The 18,186-nt window shown below is 70.6% G+C and carries 12 protein-coding genes and 2 pseudogenes; 7 read left to right on the top strand and 7 right to left on the bottom strand.

Translation table 11 applies throughout. From position 1 onward, the window contains the following. Nucleotides 1-136: 136 nt before the first annotated feature. A complete protein-coding gene (gene glgC, locus V4Y04_RS34240) occupies nt 137-1,357 on the bottom strand; it encodes a glucose-1-phosphate adenylyltransferase (protein WP_332432198.1) in 1,221 nt (406 codons plus the stop codon). Nucleotides 1,358-1,825: 468 nt separating this feature from the next. Here glgC and V4Y04_RS34230 point away from each other — a divergent pair, with 468 nt between their 5' ends. Then, nucleotides 1,826-3,112 carry a DMT family transporter gene (locus V4Y04_RS34230; RefSeq protein ID WP_332432197.1) on the top strand — a complete coding sequence of 429 codons (1,287 nt, stop codon included), beginning with the start codon at nt 1,826-1,828 and terminating at the stop codon, nt 3,110-3,112. Here V4Y04_RS34230 and V4Y04_RS34225 read toward each other — a convergent pair. Then, nucleotides 3,102-4,397, bottom strand: coding sequence for a transglycosylase family protein (locus V4Y04_RS34225; protein ID WP_332432196.1), 1,296 nt, complete (start codon nt 4,395-4,397; stop codon nt 3,102-3,104). The genes V4Y04_RS34230 and V4Y04_RS34225 overlap by 11 nt on opposite strands. 385 nt (nt 4,398-4,782) lie before the next feature. On the opposite strand from V4Y04_RS34225, the gene gndA reads away from it, so the two are divergent. Next, nucleotides 4,783-6,222 (top strand): NADP-dependent phosphogluconate dehydrogenase, encoded by a 1,440-nt coding sequence (gndA, locus tag V4Y04_RS34220; protein WP_332432195.1) that lies wholly within the window; start codon nt 4,783-4,785, stop codon nt 6,220-6,222. A 582-nt stretch (nt 6,223-6,804) separates the two neighbouring features. Here gndA and V4Y04_RS34215 read toward each other — a convergent pair. The 3 genes from V4Y04_RS34215 to panD form a co-directional block, all read right to left on the bottom strand. After that, nucleotides 6,805-7,452, bottom strand: coding sequence for an aspartate/glutamate racemase family protein (locus V4Y04_RS34215; RefSeq protein WP_332433103.1), 648 nt, complete (start codon nt 7,450-7,452; stop codon nt 6,805-6,807). Nucleotides 7,453-7,469: 17 nt separating this feature from the next. Continuing rightward, a complete protein-coding gene (locus V4Y04_RS34210) occupies nt 7,470-7,817 on the bottom strand; it encodes a GNAT family N-acetyltransferase (RefSeq protein ID WP_332432194.1) in 348 nt (115 codons plus the stop codon). A 77-nt stretch (nt 7,818-7,894) separates the two neighbouring features. After that, entirely contained in the window at nt 7,895-8,314 is a 420-nt protein-coding gene (panD, locus tag V4Y04_RS34205; RefSeq protein WP_332432193.1) for an aspartate 1-decarboxylase, read from the bottom strand. Between the two features lie 735 nt (nt 8,315-9,049). Here panD and V4Y04_RS34200 point away from each other — a divergent pair. After that, a complete protein-coding gene (locus V4Y04_RS34200) occupies nt 9,050-10,876 on the top strand; it encodes a glycoside hydrolase family 3 protein (RefSeq protein WP_332432192.1) in 1,827 nt (608 codons plus the stop codon). 497 nt (nt 10,877-11,373) lie between these two features. On the opposite strand, the pseudogene V4Y04_RS34195 reads toward V4Y04_RS34200, so the two are convergent. Both V4Y04_RS34195 and V4Y04_RS34190 read right to left on the bottom strand, forming a co-directional pair. Continuing rightward, nucleotides 11,374-11,535 (bottom strand): annotated as a pseudogene (locus tag V4Y04_RS34195) (nucleotidyl transferase AbiEii/AbiGii toxin family protein); the annotation flags it as partial. Continuing rightward, nucleotides 11,532-11,735 (bottom strand): annotated as a pseudogene (locus tag V4Y04_RS34190) (hypothetical protein); the annotation flags it as partial. The pseudogenes V4Y04_RS34195 and V4Y04_RS34190, both read right to left, overlap by 4 nt. A gap of 887 nt (nt 11,736-12,622) precedes the next feature. Here V4Y04_RS34190 and V4Y04_RS34185 point away from each other — a divergent pair. From V4Y04_RS34185 to V4Y04_RS34170, 4 genes are all read left to right on the top strand, one after another. Further along, the gene (locus V4Y04_RS34185; RefSeq protein WP_332432191.1) at nt 12,623-13,987 is read left to right on the top strand and encodes an ABC transporter substrate-binding protein; all 1,365 of its coding nucleotides are present in this window, start codon (nt 12,623-12,625) and stop codon (nt 13,985-13,987) included. An 85-nt stretch (nt 13,988-14,072) separates the two neighbouring features. Next, entirely contained in the window at nt 14,073-15,020 is a 948-nt protein-coding gene (locus tag V4Y04_RS34180) for a carbohydrate ABC transporter permease (RefSeq protein ID WP_332432190.1), read from the top strand. Beyond that, entirely contained in the window at nt 15,017-15,928 is a 912-nt protein-coding gene (locus tag V4Y04_RS34175) for a carbohydrate ABC transporter permease (RefSeq protein ID WP_332432189.1), read from the top strand. Before V4Y04_RS34180 ends, V4Y04_RS34175 begins: the two co-directional genes overlap by 4 nt. Further along, nucleotides 15,925-17,964: a beta-galactosidase gene (locus V4Y04_RS34170; protein WP_332432188.1), complete on the top strand. Its 2,040-nt coding sequence runs from the start codon at nt 15,925-15,927 to the stop codon at nt 17,962-17,964. Before V4Y04_RS34175 ends, V4Y04_RS34170 begins: the two co-directional genes overlap by 4 nt. Nucleotides 17,965-18,186 lie beyond the last annotated feature (222 nt).

Below are 18,186 nucleotides of genomic sequence, written 5' to 3'. Positions count from 1 at the left end.
TGTACTGTGCTCGGCTGTACAACGTTGTCAAGCACAGTAATTGGCATAACAGCACGGATTCCGTCGTTCGTCCAGGGACATGACAAAGACCCCGGTGGTCACATGACCGACCGGGGCCCGCACCCGCCGCTGGGCTCTACGGCACCGGTTGCCCCTTGCCGAGGGCGATCACTCCACCCTCGGACACCGTGTACAGCTCCGCGTCCCGCTCCGGGTTGACGCCGATGGTCGCGTCGGGCGGTACCTTCACGTTCTTGTCCAGGACGGCACCACGCACCACCGCGCCCCGCCCGATGTGGACGTTGTCGTGCAGCACCGAGCCCTGGACCACGGCCCCCGGGTCGATCACCACCCCCGGTGACAGCACCGACCGGGTGACCTGGCCGCGGATCAGGCAGCCGGCGCTGATGATGGACTCGCTCGCCATGCCGCCGGCGTTGAACCGGGCCGGTGAGAGCTGGCTGGAGTGGGTGTAGACCGGCCACTGGCGGTTGTAGAGGTTGAAGGCGGGACGCTCGGCGATCAGGTCCATGTGCGCCTCGTAATAGGCGTCCAGGGTGCCGACGTCCCGCCAGTAGCCCTGGTCGCGGCTGGTCTCGCCGGGCACGTGGTTGGAGCTGAAGTCGTACAGGTGGGCCTCACCCCGGTCGGTGAGCTGCGGCAGGATCGAACCGCCCATGTCGTGCACCGAGTCCTCGTCCTCGGCGTCCCGCTGAAGGGCCTCGATCAGGGCCTTCGTGGTGAAGATGTAGTTGCCCATGGAGGCGAACACGCATTCGGGGTCACCGGGCAGGCCGGGCGGGTCGGTGGGCTTCTCCAGGAAGCCCCGCACCGTCCGGCCGTCCGAGCCCGGGGTGATCACGCCGAAGGCGGCGGACTCCGAGCGCGGCACCCGGATCCCGGCGACCGTGACGCCGGCGCCGCTCTCGATGTGCTGGGCGAGCATCTGGCGCGGATCCATGCGATACACGTGATCCGCGCCGAACACCGCCACGTGATCCGGCTGTTCGTCGTAGATCAGGTTCAGCGACTGCAGGATGGCGTCCGCGCTGCCCAGGTACCAGTGCGGGCCGAGGCGCTGCTGGGCGGGGACAGGGGTGACGTAGTTGCCGAGCAGGCTGGACATGCGCCAGGTGGTGGTGATGTGCCGGTCCAGCGAGTGCGACTTGTACTGCGTCAGCACGCAGATGCGCTTGATGTCGCCGTTGACGAGGTTGGACAGGACGAAGTCGACCAGGCGGTACGTGCCGCCGAAGGTGACCGCCGGTTTGGCACGGTCCGCCGTGAGCGGCATGAGGCGCTTGCCCTCGCCGCCCGCCAGCACGATTCCCAGAACCGAAGGACCACCACGACGCATGGCCGCTCCCCTCACCTCGAATTTTTCCATCCCTGCCCCTGGGCGGGGACGGCTAAGCCTGTTTACGGATCTCCTCGTGGAACGCGGCCGTGCGGCGCGCCGTCGCGTCCCGGCCGAACTCGCCGACCGCCCTTTCCCGCCCGGCTCACCCGTCTACCGGGCGGCGCCCGGGTCGCCGAGGACCGCCAGGGCGTAACGCAGCCCGACTGCTCCGCCTTCCAGGGGCGCAGGGTTCCAGGGGCGCAGGGGGGATACCGGGTCCCCTAGGGGAGGCCGTCAGGGTCCGGGAGCCCTTGGGCGCCCACCCAGGGGATGACGGGGGTGTCCTCGTACTCCATCGGTAGTAGGACCCATTGAGTGCTCAGGGACGACGACGGGAACACCGGAACACGGCATCGTGTTGTTCATGAAAGCCGACCGTTCGCCGCACCGGGGCCGGCGCCCCGGCCTCCCGCAGAGGAGCTGCCGATGAGCGCCCTCGCGTTGTCCGTGCTGCTCTCGTTCGTCTCCGCCGTGGCGTACGCGGGCGGAGCGATCGTGCAGGAGCAGGTCGCGGTGTCCTCCCCCGGTGAGCAGTACGCGCCGCTGCGCCGGCCGGGCTGGTGGGCGGCGGTCGCGCTGAACGGCCTCGGTGGTCTGCTGCACGTGGTGGCGCTCGCCTGCGGCCCGCTGAGTCTGGTCCAGCCGCTGGGCGCGCTGACCATCGTGTTCGCGCTGCCGATGGCGGCTCTGTTCGTCGGCCGCAGGGCGGGGGCGACGGCGTGGCGGGGCGCCCTTATGGCGACCGCCGGACTCGCCGGTCTGCTGTCCCTGGTCGGCGCGTCCGACGCGCAGTCCCTCGGTACCGCCCAGCGGGTGGCGGCGGCGCTGGCCACGGCCGTCGCGGTCGTCACCCTGATGGTCGCGGCCCGGACCGTGCAGCGGCACCCGGCGGTGCGCAGCATCCTGCTCGCCGTCGCCTCCGGTATCACCTTCGGCATGTCGTCCGTCTTCACGAAGACCGTGGCGGTGGACTGGACCGACGGTGTCTCGGCGGGGGACGTACCGTCCCTCTCGGTGATCGGCGTATTGGCCACGGCCGGCCTGCTGCTCTCCCAGGCCTCCTACCGGGGCGCCGGACTCGCGGCTCCGCTGGCCACGCTGACGGTGGTGAACCCGGTGGTCGCGGCAGCGGTCGGCATCACGTTGTTCGGCGAGACCTTCCGCTACGGCGCGACCGGCACGGCGCTCGCGCTGAGCTGTGGCGTGGTGGCGGCCGGCGGTCTGATCCTGCTGACGACGGAGCGGCTGGCGCGCGAGCAGCCTCAGCGGGTGGAGAACGTCGGTACGGGCGTCCCTGGCTTCCCGGTGACGCCGGTCGGCCCGGTTTTCCTGGAGACTCCGGTTGCTCCGGTTGCTCCGGTTGCTCGGGAAGTGGAGGTCGCGATGGCCGGAGCGGTGCCTGCCGGGCGGTCCGTGGAGGCGGTGGGTGCGGTGAGGGCCGGGGGCGCCCTGGAGTCCGCGGGGTCCGTGGGGGCCGGCGCCGGTTCGCTGTCCGACCCGGTCGAGCGACTGCTGCACTCCGAGCTCGCCCGGGACGTACGTGTGCGGGTGCCCGCCCCGGCCACCGCGGCCTCGCCCTCAGCCCCGGAGGCCGGGGCTGAGGGCGAGGCCGTGGAGCCGTCGCTGCCGGTGTTCGTGTACGGACCCTTCTCCGGTGGCTCGTACGTCCCGATGCCCGCGCAGGACCGGCACCGCCTACGCGTCACATCCTGACGCCGCCCGCCCTCAGGTAGGCGACCGGGTCGACGTCCGATCCGAAACCGGGCCCCGTCCGCACCTCGAAGTGCAGATGCGGGCCCGAGCTGTTGCCCGTCGAGCCGGACCGGCCGATGCGCTGGCCCGCGGTGACCGACTGGCCGCTCCGCACCGAGATCGCCGACAGGTGGGCGTACTGGCTGTAGCGGCCGTCGGCGTGCCGGACCACCACCTGGTAGCCGAACGAGCCCTCCCAGCCGGCGCTGACGACGCTGCCCGGCGCGACCGCCTTCACGGACGTGCCGGTGGGCACGGGAAAGTCGACACCGGTGTGGTAGCCCTTCGACCAGGAGGACCCTGCCTTGTGGTACGGCGTGCCCAGGGGTGCGGCGACCGGGGCCACGTGCGTGCCGCTCTTCTGGGTGGCGCGGTCCGCCCGTTCCTCGGTGCGCTGCGAGGGAGCTTTCTTTTCCGGTGCTTTCTTTTCCGGCGCCTTCTTCTCGGGCTTCTTGTTCTTGGAGGCCGTGTCCGCGGGCTTCGGGGCGGGGCGGGTCGGGGCGGCCTTCCCGCCGGGGATGGTGAGTCGCTGGCCGGGCAGGATCAGGTCGGGGTCGGTACCGACGGTCGCGTTGTTCGCGTCGTACAGCCCGCGCCAGCCGCCCCGTACCCGCTCCTCCTCCGCGATGCCGGAGAGGGTGTCGCCGTGGAGCACGGTGTACATCTCGGCACGGCCCGCGCGGGACTGGGGCGTCTTCTGCGGTTCGACGTCCTCGACGGTGGTGGCGCCGGTGCCGCTCCTGCCGGCGGCCTTCGCGTCCGGCTTGGCGTCCGGCTTGGCGTCCCTCTTCGCGCCGGTCCGGACGTCGTCCTTGGCCTCGGTGCTGCCGGAGCGGCCGGCGGCCGGGCGGATGTCGGGAGTGTCGCCGCCCCGGATCAGTCCGGCCCGTTGCGAGCACACCGGCCAGGCGCCGGGGCCCTGGCCGTCCAGGACCTTCTCGGCGATGGCGATCTGCTGGTCCTTGGTGGCCAGGTCCGCGCGCGGCGCGTACCGGGTGCCGCCGAAGGCCTCCCAGGTGGACTGGGTGAACTGAAGTCCGCCGTAGTAGCCGTTGCCCGTGTTGATGTCCCAGTTGTCGCTGGACTCGCACGCGGCGACCTTGTCCCAGGTGTCCACGTCCGCCGCCTCGGCGACGCCGGTGCCCAGGAGGGGAAGCGCCATTCCGGCACCACCCGCGGTGACGGTGAGTGAGGCGCGGTTGATCCTGTTCGGCTGATACCGGCGATGCCGGCCGCGCACGGCCATGAAGTCTCCCTCGACAATGCGTCGGAAGTGGCCAAAGTAAGCGTTGCGAACCGGCCGTGACAAGACGGCTATCAGCCGTGCGGATGCGCCAAGTGGCCGGTACTTTTCGACCGTTGCGCCCCGCTTGGCGCCGTCGCGCGGCATGCTCTCGCCCGGGTGCGGCGCGTACGCGGGTCGCATGCACGTGTGCCGGGCGGCCCGGATGAGTACGGAGGGGGTCCCCGCCCGTATGTGGCTGCGGGATGTCGCACTCGACCCGCGTGTGCGGACGCGGTTGCGGCACGTCAGGATGGTCGGAATGATCGCCGGCGGGACTGGCGGGCAGCAACCGGCAGCACCGACAATCCCGGCAGTACCGATATCAAGGTCACTAGGAGCCAATCCAATGAGCAGTTCAGCGCAGATCGGCGTCACGGGTCTCGCGGTCATGGGCCGCAACCTCGCGCGCAACTTCGCCCGCAACGGCTACACCGTCGCGGTGCACAACCGGACGGCGGCGCGCACCCATGCGCTGGTGGAGGAGTTCGGGCACGAGGGCGGCTTCGTGGCGGCCGAGACCGCGAAGGAGTTCGTGGCGGCGCTGGAGCGTCCGCGGCGGCTGGTCATCATGGTGAAGGCCGGTGAGCCGACGGACGCGGTGATCGAGGAGTTCGCGCCGCTGCTGGAACCCGGTGACATGATCATCGACGGTGGCAACGCCCACTTCGCCGACACCCGGCGCCGGGAGAAGGCGCTGCGCGAGCAGGGCATCCACTTCGTCGGCACCGGCGTCTCCGGTGGCGAGGAGGGCGCGCTCAACGGACCGAGCATCATGCCGGGTGGCTCGAAGGAGTCGTACGCGTCGCTGGGCCCGATGCTGGAGAAGATCTCGGCGAAGGCGGCCGACGGCGCTCCCTGCGTGACCCATGTCGGCCCCGACGGCGCCGGGCACTTCGTGAAGATGGTGCACAACGGCATCGAGTACGCCGACATGCAGCTGATCGGCGAGGCGTACCAGTTGCTGCGCGACGTCGCCGGGTACGAGCCCGCGCAGATCGCGGACATCTTCCGCACCTGGAACACCGGCCGCCTGGACTCGTACCTGATCGAGATCACGGCCGAGGTGCTCTCGCACGTGGACGCGGCCACGGGCAAGCCGTTCGTCGACGTGGTGGTCGACCAGGCCGAGCAGAAGGGCACGGGGCGCTGGACCGTGCAGATCGCGCTCGACCTGGGTGTGCCGGTGTCGGGGATCGCGGAGGCGGTGTTCGCGCGTTCGCTGTCGGGGCACGCGGCGCTGCGCGAGGCCTCGCGCGGGCTGGCGGGTCCGACGGCCGCGCCGCTCGGCGAGGCGGAGGCCGCGGCGTTCGCGGACCGGGTGGAGCAGGCGCTGTACGCGTCGAAGATCGTGTCGTACACGCAGGGCTTCCACGAGATCGCCGCGGGCAGTGACGAGTACGGCTGGGACATCGACCTCGGCGCGGTCTCCGCGCTCTGGCGCGGCGGGTGCATCATCCGCGCGGCCTTCCTGGACCGTATCCGCGCCGCGTACGACGCCCGTGCCGATCTGCCGAGCCTGCTGTCGGACGAGACGTTCGCGCGGGAGATCGCCGACGCGCAGGACGACTGGCGCGAGGTGCTGGTCGCCGCGACCCGCCAGGGCGTGCCGACCCCCGGTTTCGCCGCGGCCCTCGCCTACTACGACGCCCTGCGCGCGGAGCGCCTGCCGGCCGCCCTCACCCAGGGGCAGCGGGACTACTTCGGCGCGCACACCTATCGGCGCACGGACCGCGACGGGTCGTTCCACACCCTGTGGGGGGACGACCGCAGCGAGGTCTCGGCGTAGACGCGCAGACGGAGAAGGCGTGACGGGTGCCCGCCGGTCCTGACCGGCGGGCACCCGCGGCACACCACCGGGCGGTGGACGGCCTCACGGTCGTCCACCGCCCGGTGCGCTGCTTGCCGGGTCGTCCGGCTCGGTCGCCGGGTCAGGTGAGCGGCGGACCGGGTTCCGGGTTCGGGACCGGTTCGGGGCCCGGAGGAATCGGCGAGGGGGACGGTCCGGGCGGTCCCGGCGTGGGCGGCGGACCGGGAACGGGCGGGCCCGGTGTCGGCGGCGGGGGCGTCGGTGCCGGACCCGGGGGCGGGACCGGGTCGGGATGGGGCGGTGGAGGCGGTGGGCCCGGGGCGGGTCCCGGATGCACGGGGTCCGGGCCGGGTACCGGGGGAACCGGGTCCGGGGCGGGTCCGGGTGGGACGGGGTCCGGGTGGGGTTGCGTCATGGCGATGTCCTCCGGACAGTCGGTCGACGTCGGCTCTGGACTGTTCCCCGTCTACCCTGCGGTCACGTCCCCAGTCGTCCCCGGTCACTCCCCTGCGCGACGACCACGCCTGCCGATCCCGCCTGCCGCCGAAGGCCCAGGTGGCGCTACCGGCCGCCCCGCGCCGCCGCCGCCGCCGCGCCCGCCGCGAGCCCCGCCCGCGGGCTGGACAGCACCGGGACGGCGGTGGTCGTGAGGTGCTCCGCCGGGGCCATCGACGCCTGGGCGAGCACGATCACGTCGGCACCGGTGACGGCGTCGGCCGCGTCGGCGACCCGGCGTACGTACCCCGCCGGGTCGCCCGCCTCGAAGCGGGACCAGGCTCCCTCGACCAGCAGGGTGCGCACCTCGACGGGGCGGCCTGCGCGGCACGCCTCCTCCTCGACCAGGGCCGCCGTCGGGCCGAGGGTGCTCGCCAGGGCGGCGAGGACGGCCACGCGCGGCCCGGCGGCCACGGCCGCGCCCGCCATCGGCCGGTCGACCCGCAATACCGGCACACCGGTCCGGCCGGCCGCCGCCTCCGCGACCGAGCCGATGGTCGAACACGTGCACAGCACCGCCCCGGCACCGTCGGCGACGGCCTCCCGCAGCCTCGCCCGTACGTCGTGGGCCACGGCCTCGGGGCCCACCGCGCGGGCCCGGTCCAGCAGCTCCTCGTCGACGAGGTGCCGCAACTCCAGCTCCGGATGGGCGTCGTCGCGCAGGGCGTCGAAGACGGGGACGTGGACGGGCGAGGTGTGCAGGAGGGCGAGCACGAAGTCGTCCGGCGACGTCAGAAGCGCCCGGGGTGCGCCGCCGGCCACGCCTTCGCCGCCCGGATCAGCTCCGGGGAGGCGGCCGGGGCCTGGTCGGGATGGCGTTCGGCCCACTTGACGACGTACGGGCAGAGCGGGGCGACCGCGATGCTCTCACGGGCAGCCGTGGCGTACAGCTCCCGGGCCAGGGAGCCCGCGATGCCCTTGCCCTCATGAGCGGGTTCCACGACGGTGTGCACCGGCACGATCGCGCGCTCGGGCGATTCGAGCACGAAGTACTCGATCCGGCCGACGACTTCCCCATCGCCCGCCACCGCTTCCAGACGGCCCGCCGCCCGGTCGTCGCGGATCTCGATGTCGCTCACGAACACATCACGCTCCTGCCTTGCCCGTCGCCGTGCGCCTGCAACCGCGTCCGTGCCGGCCGTACCGTTCTCGCCGGTCAGGCCTTGACGGCCTGCGGGCTGCGCTGCTGGTCCGACCCCGGCACCGGCGCGGAAGGGTCGGCTCCCAGGGCGACAATACGGTTGTCGCCATCCACGTGTACCACCCTGGGCTCCAGCACCCGCGCCTCGGCGTCGGTCACCTGAGCGTAACTGATGATGATCACCAGGTCCCCGGGGTGGACGAGATGCGCGGCGGCCCCGTTGATCCCGACGACACCCGAGCCGCGCTCCCCCTCGATGACGTACGTCTCCAGCCGGGCCCCGTTGTCGATGTCGACGATGTGCACGAGTTCGCCGGGCAGCAGATCGGCGGCGTCCAGCAGATCGGCGTCGATCGTCACGGATCCCACGTAGTGCAGTTCGGCCTGGGTGACGGTGGCACGGTGGATCTTGGACTTGAACAGAGTACGCAGCATTCGGGACTCCCGGAAGACGGCTCCCTGCCTGCTTGCTGCAGGTCAAGGGCGTTCTTCACTGTACAACGGCACGCCTTCGACTCGAGGACTTTCCAGAACATCGTGCGCCGTGGCGAGCAGGGTTCTCACCTGTGTGATCCGCGCGGATCAAGCTGCCGCGAAGCCGTCGGCCAGGAGCATGTACGGAAGACTGTCCCGGTCCAATGCTGATTGGATGCCGACTTGCCTGATGAGTCGTCAGGCAACTCGCCCCGGCTGTAGCTGCTCGGCTTCGTACAGCCGTGCGTCGGCCAGTTCTCGTACAAGCCCTTCCAGCGCTTGATCGTCTCCGTCGTCTTCCTGCCCGGAGGACGCCCACAGGCGACCTGGGGGCTGCAGCACGTCCGGATCGGAAGGCGCCAGGGGACATCCGCCGCGTTGATGAGCAGCCGGCGGGCGAGGGACCGACACAGCCGGCGCAACGACGCGTGAAGAAGTCAGCCACCCCACGACGCCGCCGCACAGGTCAAAGATCAAGCCAGGCGCCCCAAGGATCACAGGAAGCGGCGTGTTTCACATGTCAGCCCAGCTCAGGGCAGCCACGCGCACGGCAGGAGAGCCCTCATTCCGTCCAGACCTATTTTGTCTAGACCTCTTGCCCTGCCTGTGATCTGCGGGCTACGTTTCCCGCTGTTCGGAGTCCTTCACGTTTCCCTCAATTCCCTTGATGGGCAAGGCTGGAAGGAGCATGTCCGCATGCAGGACCGGAGTCTGTCCAGACGAACCGTTCTCGCCTCCGCGACCGTGGCCGCTGCGAGCGCAACGGGCGTCGTGGGCGTGACGGCCACCCCCGCGGTCGCGCACCAGCGCGACAACCGCCTCAAGAAGATCATCTCCAGGATGAGCATCGAGGCGAAGATCGGCCAGCTGTTCGTGCCGTACTTCTACGGTACGTCGGCGACTTCTCCCAGCCAGTTCGACCAGGACCGCAACCTCGGGGAACTCGGCGTCCGCACCGTTGCCGAGCTGATCGCCAAGTACCACATCGGCGGTGTCATCTACTTCTCCGGCTGGACGAACAACATCCAGGACCCGCGCCAGATCGCGGACTTGACGAACGGTGTGCAGCGGGCCTCGCTCGCACTGCCCACCCCCATCCCGTCCCTGATCTCCATCGACCAGGAGCACGGGGTCAACGTCCGCATCGGCAGCGGCGCCACCCAGCTGCCGGGCGCGATGGCGCTCGGCGCGGGCCGCTCGCTCTCCGACGCGCGCACCGCCGGACGGATTTCAGGCACCGAACTCGCCGCCCTGGGCATCCATCAGAACTTCGCCCCGGTCGCCGACGTCAACGTCAATCCGGCCAACCCCATCATCAACGTCCGCTCCTTCGGCGCCGACGCCCGCGAGGTCGGCCGTATGGTGGCGGCCCAGGTGACGGGTTACCAGAAGGCCGGCGTCGTGGCCTGCGCCAAGCACTTCCCGGGCCACGGGGACACCGGGGAGGACAGCCACACCGAACTGCCCGTGATCACCCACACCCGCGAGGAGTGGGACCGCATCGACGCCCCACCCTTCAAGGCCGCGATCGCCGCCGGCGTCGACTCGATCATGACCGCGCACCTCCAGGTCCCCGCGCTCGACCCCAGCAACGAACCGGCCACCCTGTCGCCCACGATCCTCCAGGGCGTGCTGCGCGACGAACTCGGCTTCGACGGCGTGATCGTCACCGACGCCCTCAACATGCGCGGCGTGCGCACCAAGTACGGCGACGACCGCGTGCCCGTCCTCGCCCTGAAGGCCGGCGCCGACCAACTGCTGTTCCCGCCGGACATCGACGTCGCCTACAACGGCGTCCTGGCCGCCGTCCGCAGCGGAGAGATCACCGAGGACCGGCTCGACGAGTCGGTCCTGCGCATCCTGCGGGTCAAGGACAAGGTCGGCCTGCTCAGCGGCAGCCCCTACGTCTCCCCGAAGGAGGTCGACCGGGTCGTCGGCGCCCGCAGGCACCGGCTCGCCGCCGCCCGGATCGCCGAGCGCACCACCACCCTGCTGGTCAACGAGGACGAGGCGCTCCCGCTGCGCCGCAGGCAGAAGAAGCTGCTCGTGGTCGGCGCCAGCCCGGCCTTCCCGACCGACGACACCCGCACCACGGTGCCCGAGCTGGCCAAGGCGTTCGACGAACTGGGCTACCGCACCACCCACCTCGCCACCGGCCGGGCGCCCGACGCGGCGAAGGTCGACGAGGCCGTGGCCGCCGCACGGGGACGGGACGCGGTGGTGGTCACCACCGACAACGTCGGCGCCACCAGCACCCAGCGCACCCTGGTGTCCCGGCTGCTCGCGACGGGCGTCCCCGTCGTCCACCTCGCGGTGCGCAACCCCTACGACATCGCCCACCTCGGCGACGTCCCGGCCTCACTGGTCTCCTACTGCTGGACCGAGGTCGAACTGCACGCCGCCGCCCGGGTGATCGCCGGCCGGGTCGAGCCGCGCGGCAAACTGCCCGTGCCCATCCAGCGGGCCGACGACCCGACCAAGGTCCTCTTCCGCTCCGGGCACGGCCTGTCGTACGACCACTGACGTCCGCGTCCCCACACAGCTTTCCGCCCCGGTGCCCCCTGAAGGGGAGCACCGGGGCCGGCCGGCCCCGGTGCCGGCAACGCACCATCCCCGGCCGGCGGTCGACACAGTGTGAGCAAGACACCCCGGTCAACGACGTCAGGAGTCAAGACCTCCACCGCAGGACAGCACCCACCAAGTCCCCCCACACTCGAAGCCCCGGCCCCGACCCCGCTCAAAACGTCCGATCCCGTTCCCCGACCTTGTCACCCGAACTGAACGTGGACAGATCGACACCAGCCGGGCAGATAAGTACGCGGAAGCTGCTGGCAGGACGGCTTGGACTCGACACCCACCCGACTACCAGGCGCTTCTCCACATCTGCGCACCGCCCATATTCTCAACGGCTCTGCTCAGCAGACCGGTTGGAAAACGCTCAGTGGCTCGCGATGCTCGGCCTTGAGGTTGTCGGGCCTGGCGAGGATCATCCGGGCGAGCCGGCGCGGTACGGGGGCCGGCATCGGAGCGGGGTTCTCGGTGGCGACGTCGAGGTCACGGCTGAAGCGTTCGACCAGGCCGTGGGCCTGCACGGCGTATCCGCCGGTGAGGACCAGCGGGTAGGGGGAGCCGAGGTCGAGGATGTCGGCGAGGAGACGCTCGTGGAGCGCAGTGAGCTTCACGCGGCGGTGGTGTCGGCCGGAGCGGTGCGGGGCAGCTCGGGGAAGGCGTCCTCCCAGACCTCGCGGATGCAGGGGCTGACCAAGCGCCGCAGCACGGGCCACTGCTCGGTGAGCGGCCGGTGGTGCAGGAGGGCCACCAGGTCCTCGCGCAGTCCTTCGGCGAGGACGGTCCGGTAGAGCGTCATGCGGGACTCTTGCCGACTTTTCCGACGCATCGCCAGGCAACTGCAGGAGGGCTTCACCCGCTCTCCCGGACCCCACCGCGACAACGGCACAAGCCTGAGCAGCACCCTCCACGGGGCATCCGTGCTCACCGTCACTCCCGCGGTCCGGGGGCAGTCATGAACGAAGGCGGCCGATCGGGAGTCGGGCCGCACACCGCCATGGATCAGTTGACCCAAGCCTCTTCCGCTCCGCCCCAAGGGTGATGTTGATGTCCCTCGTCGCGGTGCAGGCGGTCAGTCGTCTGACGAGGCAGGCAGGACGGTCGGGTGTCGGTGCGGAGGGCGGCCTTCACTCAAGAAGCGGATCCCGGCCCGGCGGGCACCGCGGAACAGCAAGCCGGGAAAGCGCACGCATCGGCACCGGCCGGAGCATGAGGGCGGGCACACCGCCGAAGGGCCCGCCTCCGGCCTCGATACGCACGAGCGCATCCGCCGCACCTGACGCGGAGCGACGCCCTCCGGCGGGCATACCGCGGGGTCCGGGGATACCGCTTCACTGCGCGGCGTTGCCCGTTCAGCCTGTCGAACGACCTCCGGGTGGTGGCACGACCAGGGCCCCCGGCGTGCCCTCACTGCGCCGGGAAGCCTGACCAGGACGCTCCACGGACGACATTATTCACTTGTGCACATTCACTGAATCGTTTTCTGACAACGTTCGACAATCCCGTCCCCCGGTCGGCAAAGCCAACCTCCGCTGGTAGAGACCATTGCTCTCCACCCTCACGACGTCGATAACGTTTTATGTTTGATTCCGTGACCTCCCGATTGACTGTGTTGACTTTACGAGTCGTTAACAGTCAATGTGTGCGCACCCCGACCGCTCTGGGACACGTGGCAGAGCGGCACGCACCTGAGGAGACGCCATGTCACTGCGGACCCAACGCCCCGCGCTCCGCCGGGCCCTGGTGGCCCTTGCCGCCCTCCCCCTGCTCGCCACGGCGGCCTGTGGCGGCTCCGGCACCGGGGACAGCGCCTCGGGCGGCCAGGGCACGTGCGAGAAGAGCGAGGGCAAGGTCGAGCTGACGTACTGGTCCTGGATCCCCGGCGTCGAGAATGCGGTGGCCGAGTGGAACCGCCAGAACCCGGACATCCAGGTGTCCGTCAAGTCGACCCCGAACGGCAACGCCGGCACCTACCAGAACATGTCGAACGCGCTGAAGGCGGGCAACGCCCCCGACCTCGGCCAGATCGAGTACGACTCGCTGGCGAGCTTCCGCCTCCAGGAGGGCCTCACCGACATCGCCTCGTGCGCGGGCGTCAAGGAGGCCGAGGACGACTTCGTGAAGTGGACCTGGTCGCAGGTGACCTTCGGGTCCGGCGGCAAGGACGGGGTCTGGGCGGTGCCGCAGGACACGGGCCCGATGGCCCTCTTCTACCGCAAGGACCTGTTCGAGAAGCACGGCATATCCGTCCCGAAGACCTGGGAGGAGTACTACGAGGCGGCCAAGAAGCTGAAGAAGGCCGATTCGAAGGCGTACATGACGCACTTCTCGCAGACGGACCCGAACTGGTTCAGCGGCCTGCTGTGGCAGAAGGGCGCGAGCATGTTCGGCCAGGACGGCGACACGTGGAAGGTCGACGTCGACAGCCCGGCCGCCGGCGAGGTGGCGGACTACTGGCAGAAGATGATCGACGAGAAGCTGGTCGCGACCGACCTGCAGGGCTTCTCCCCGGCGCTCTACAAGGCGTGGAACGAGGGCGAGGTGGCGACCTGGGTCAGCGCCGCCTGGGGCTACAGCACTATCCGTGACAACGCCGAGGCGACCTCCGACAAGTGGGGCGTCGCACCGATGCCGCAGTGGTCGGCGGGCGACAACGCGGCCGGCAACTGGGGCGGCTCGACCACGGCCGTCCTCGGCAAGAGCGAGCACCCCTACGAGGCGGCGCAGTTCGCGCTGTGGCTGAACACGGATCCGAAGGCGTTGGAGATCCTCAACCGTGAGGGCGGTCTCTACCCCGCGGCCACCGAGGGACTCGAGCTGAAGGCCCTGCAGCAGCCGGTGGACTTCTACGACGGCCAGAAGATCTTCGACGTCTTCGCGGACGCCTCCAAGAACGTCACCACGGACTGGACCTTCGGCCCGACGATGACGGACACCTACCGCTTCCTGGGCGACGGCATCGCGGGAGCGCTGGGCGGCAAGGGGACGCTCGAGGACGCGCTCACCCAGGCGGACGCCAAGACGGTGGAGTCCCTGGAGAAGCAGTCCCTCGAGGTCGCCAAGTAAGTTGCGGGGACCGGCGGCGCGTGGGACACGCGGCCGCCGGTCCTCTCCCCCCTCGTCGAGCAAGCCCGGGAATAGAGACCACCACATGACCGTCGACCGGACAGCCGCGGCAGCGGCACCGCCAGTCAAGAACACCGCAGTCCCCGCTCCGCCGCGCCGCAAGCGGAACTGGGCGCCCGCCTTCTTCCTCCTGCCGTTCTTCATACCGTTCATCCTGTTCACCCTGGTTCCGGTCGGATACGCCTTCTACCAGAGCCTGCTCAAGACCGAACGGACCGGCGGCACCTTCGGCCGCAAGACGACCGTGTTCGCCGGCCTCGAGCAGTACAAGGAGGTACTGGGCGACCCCGAGTTCCTCGGCAGCGTCGGCCGGGTGGTGCTCTTCGGCCTGGTGCAGATCCCGTTGATGCTGCTACTGGCGCTGACGCTCGCGCTGCTGCTGGACTCCACGGTGACCCGCCTCAAGCGCTTCTTCCGCATCGCCTACTTCGTGCCGTACGGCATCCCCGGCGTGATCGCGGCGCTCATGTGGGCGTTCCTGTACGACCCGCGCCTGTCGCCCGTCGTGGAGCTGCTGGACAAGGTGGGGTCCGCGCCGGACTTCCTCGGCTCGTCGATGATGCTCTGGTCCATCGGCAACATCGTGACCTGGACCTACACCGGGTACAACATGCTGATCATCTACGCCGCGCTGCAGGCCGTTCCGGGCGACATCTACGAGGCGGCGCGCATGGACGGAGCGAGTGAGGCGAAGATCGCCTGGCGCATCAAGATCCCCATCCTGCGTCCGGCCCTCATGCTGACGGGCGTCTTCTCCATCATCGGGACCCTGCAGCTGTTCACCGAACCGCAGGTACTGCGCTCCATCTCCACCAGCGTCACCAGCACCTACACCCCGAACCTGGCGGCCTACTCGCTCGCCTCGTCGGACAACTACAGCGAGGCCGCCGCCATGTCGGTGACGCTGGCCCTGGCCACGTTCGTCCTGTCGTTCGGGTTCCTCAAGTTCACGGGTCGAAAGGCTGAATCATGAGCCTCCTCACCGACACCACGGGCGCCCACGCGCCCGCGCCGGCCTCGAAAACGGCATCGCGCGGACCGCGGGAGAGCCGTCTCTCGGTGGCCGTCGCCACCGGTTTCCTGGCCGTGATCGCCGTCTACATGCTGCTTCCGGTGTTCTGGCTGCTCGTCTCGGCCACCAAGAGCCAGGGCGACCTGGTCGACACGTTCGGCCTGTGGTTCTCCGACATGCACCTGATCGACAACCTGCGGGCGCTGTTCGCCAAGCAGGACGGGGTCTTCGTGCCCTGGCTGCTCAACAGCCTCCTCTACGCCGGTGCGGGCGCGGCCGTCGGCACACTGCTGTCCGCCATGGCCGGTTACGCCCTGGCGAAGTACCGCTTCCGCGGGCGGGAGTTCCTGTTCTCCGTCGTCCTCGGCGGGGTGCTGGTCCCGGCCACGGCGCTCGCGCTGCCGCTGTTCCTGCTCTTCGCCGAGGTGGGGGCCACCAACACCTTCTGGGCGGTCTTCCTGCCGAGCATCGTCAGCCCTTTCGGCGTCTACCTCTCGCGCATCTTCGCGGCCGCCTCCGTGCCCGACGAGCTCCTGGAGGCCGCCCGCATCGACGGGTCCGGGGAGCTGCGGACCTTCTTCACCATGGCGGTGAGGCTGATGTCGCCCGCCATGGTGACGATCTTCCTGTTCCAGTTCGTGGTCATCTGGAACAACTTCCTGCTGCCGCTGGTGATGCTCCAGGACGACCGCCTCTACCCGGTCACCCTGGGCCTGTTCACCTGGCAGTCCCAGGTCAGCCGCGACCCGTCGCTGCAGATCCTCAGCCTCACCGGGTCGCTCGTCTCGGTCGTCCCGATCGTCATCACCTTCCTGGTGCTCCAGCGCTACTGGAAGGCCGGTCTCGCTGCGGGAGCGGTGAAGTCGTGAACAACGCACTGAAGCACCTGTCCGACCGGCTCGGCGGCATCGCCTACGGCGGCGACTACAACCCGGAGCAGTGGCCGCGCGAGGTGTGGGAGGAGGACGTCCGCCTCATGCGTGAGGCCGGCGTCAACCTCGTCACCGTCGGCGTCTTCTCCTGGGCGTTCCTGGAGCCGCGCCCGGGGACGTACGAGTTCGGTCTGCTCGACGAGGTCATGGACCTGCTGCACGCCAACGGCATCGCCGCCGACCTGGCGACGGCCACGGCGTCCCCGCCGCCGTGGTTCTCGCTGCGCCACCCCGAGGCGCTGCCGGTGACCGCCGAGGGCGTCCGGCTGAGTCACGGCTCGCGGCAGACGTTCTGCCCGAGCAGCCCCGCGTACGCCGAGGCGGCCGGCCGCCTCGCCGAACGGCTCGTGGAGCGGTACCGCGACCACCCCGCGCTCGCGCTGTGGCATCTGCACAACGAATGGGGCAACCACAACGCGCACTGCTTCTGCGACATCAGCGCCGAGGCCTTCCGGGACTGGCTCCGGCAGCGGTACGGGGATCTCGACGGTCTCAACGAGGCGTGGGGAACGGCGTTCTGGAGCCAGCGGTACGGCGACTGGGCGGAGGTCGTGCCGCCGCGCGCCACCGCCGCCGTGCCGAATCCGACCCAGCGGCTCGACCACTGGCGGTTCTCCTCGGACGCGCTGCTGGGACTGCACCGGCGCGAGGCCGAGATCGTGCGCCGGCTCTCCCCCGGCGTGCCGCTCACCACCAACCTCCTGGTCACCCTCGAGAAGAAGGTCGACGGATTCGCCTTCGCCGAGGAGTGCGACTTCGTGTCCGTGGACCAGTACCTCACGGCCGCGGACCCCGAGGCGCACATCGGGCTGTCCCTCGACGCCGACCTCGCGCGCGGCATGGGCGGCGGCGCTCCGTGGCTGCTGATGGAGCACTCCACCTCCGCGGTGAACTGGCAGCCCCGCAACGTCGCGAAGACCCCGGGGCAGATGCGGCGCAACAGCCTCGCGCACGTGGCGCGCGGCGCCGACGGCGTCCTGTACTTCCAGTGGCGCCAGTCGAAGGCCGGCGCCGAGAAGTGGCATTCCGCGATGCTTCCGCACGGCGGTACGGACACCAAGACCTGGCGCGAGGTCACCGCTCTCGGTCAGGATCTGAAGGCACTGGCGGAGGTGCGCGGCGCCCGCGTGGTGTCGGACGTGGCGCTCCTCTTCGACTGGAACGCCTGGTGGGCCCTCGAGATGGACGCCACCCCCTCGCGGGACCTGCGCTACCTCGACCTGGTCCGCTCCTGGTACGAGGCACTGTGGTCGCTGGGCGTCACCTGCGACCTGGTGCACCCCGGGAGCGACCTGAGCGGTCACCGGCTGGTCCTCGTCCCCAGTCTCTCCCTGACGAGCGACGCGGACGCCGCGGCGCTGAACGGGTTCGTCGCGGACGGCGGGCACGCGGCCGTCGGCTTCTTCAGCGGTGTGGTGGACGAGCACGACCACGTCCGCCTCGGCGGCCATCCGGGGGCGTACCGGGACATGCTCGGGATCCGGGTGGACGAGTTCTTCCCGCTCCGGGAGTCGGAGACGGTCGGGCTCTCCGACGGTTCACGGGCCACGGTCTGGACCGAACTCGTCGAACCGCGGGGGGCCGAGACGGTCCTGTCGTTCGCGGCGGACCCGTCGTGCGGCGGCCCGGTCCCGGGGCACCCGGCGGTCACGCGCCACGGTCACGGTGACGGCGTGGCCTGGTACGTGGCGACGCGCCCGGACGCGGACGCCCTGCGCACGCTGCTGGCCCGGGTCTGCCGGGAGGCCGGGGTCACCGCCGCGGCCGAGGTCCCGGCCGGGGTCGAGGCGGTCCGCAGGCGCGGCCCGGACGCCACTTACCTGTTCCTGATCAACCACTCCCCGCGCGACGTGTCCGTCCCGGCGGCGGGCACCGACCTGCTGAGCGGTGCCCCCGCCGACGGCGAGGTCGTCGTCCGCGCGGGCGACGTCGCGGTGATCCGGGAACACGGCGCCCCGCCGGCGGGTGGGTGACGGAATGCTCGCCGACCTCACCCGGTGGAGCGCGGCCGGCCCGGCGGGCATCGCCGGGCCGGAGGCGGCCGGCATGCTCGTCACCGACCCGGGCCTCGACGGGAACTGCCGTGAGGTGTTGGAACGTGGTGTCGGTGAACCGGCCGCGGCCGGGCCGGGCCGGCCTTCGCCGCGGGCGGCTTCCTCCCGTCCCCCTGTCCGCCCCCGACCGATCGAAGGTGC

Source organism: Streptomyces sp. P9-A2 (assembly GCF_036634175.1).
Lineage (GTDB): Bacteria > Actinomycetota > Actinomycetes > Streptomycetales > Streptomycetaceae > Streptomyces > Streptomyces pratens.
This window is presented reverse-complemented; position numbering and strand designations above follow the sequence as displayed.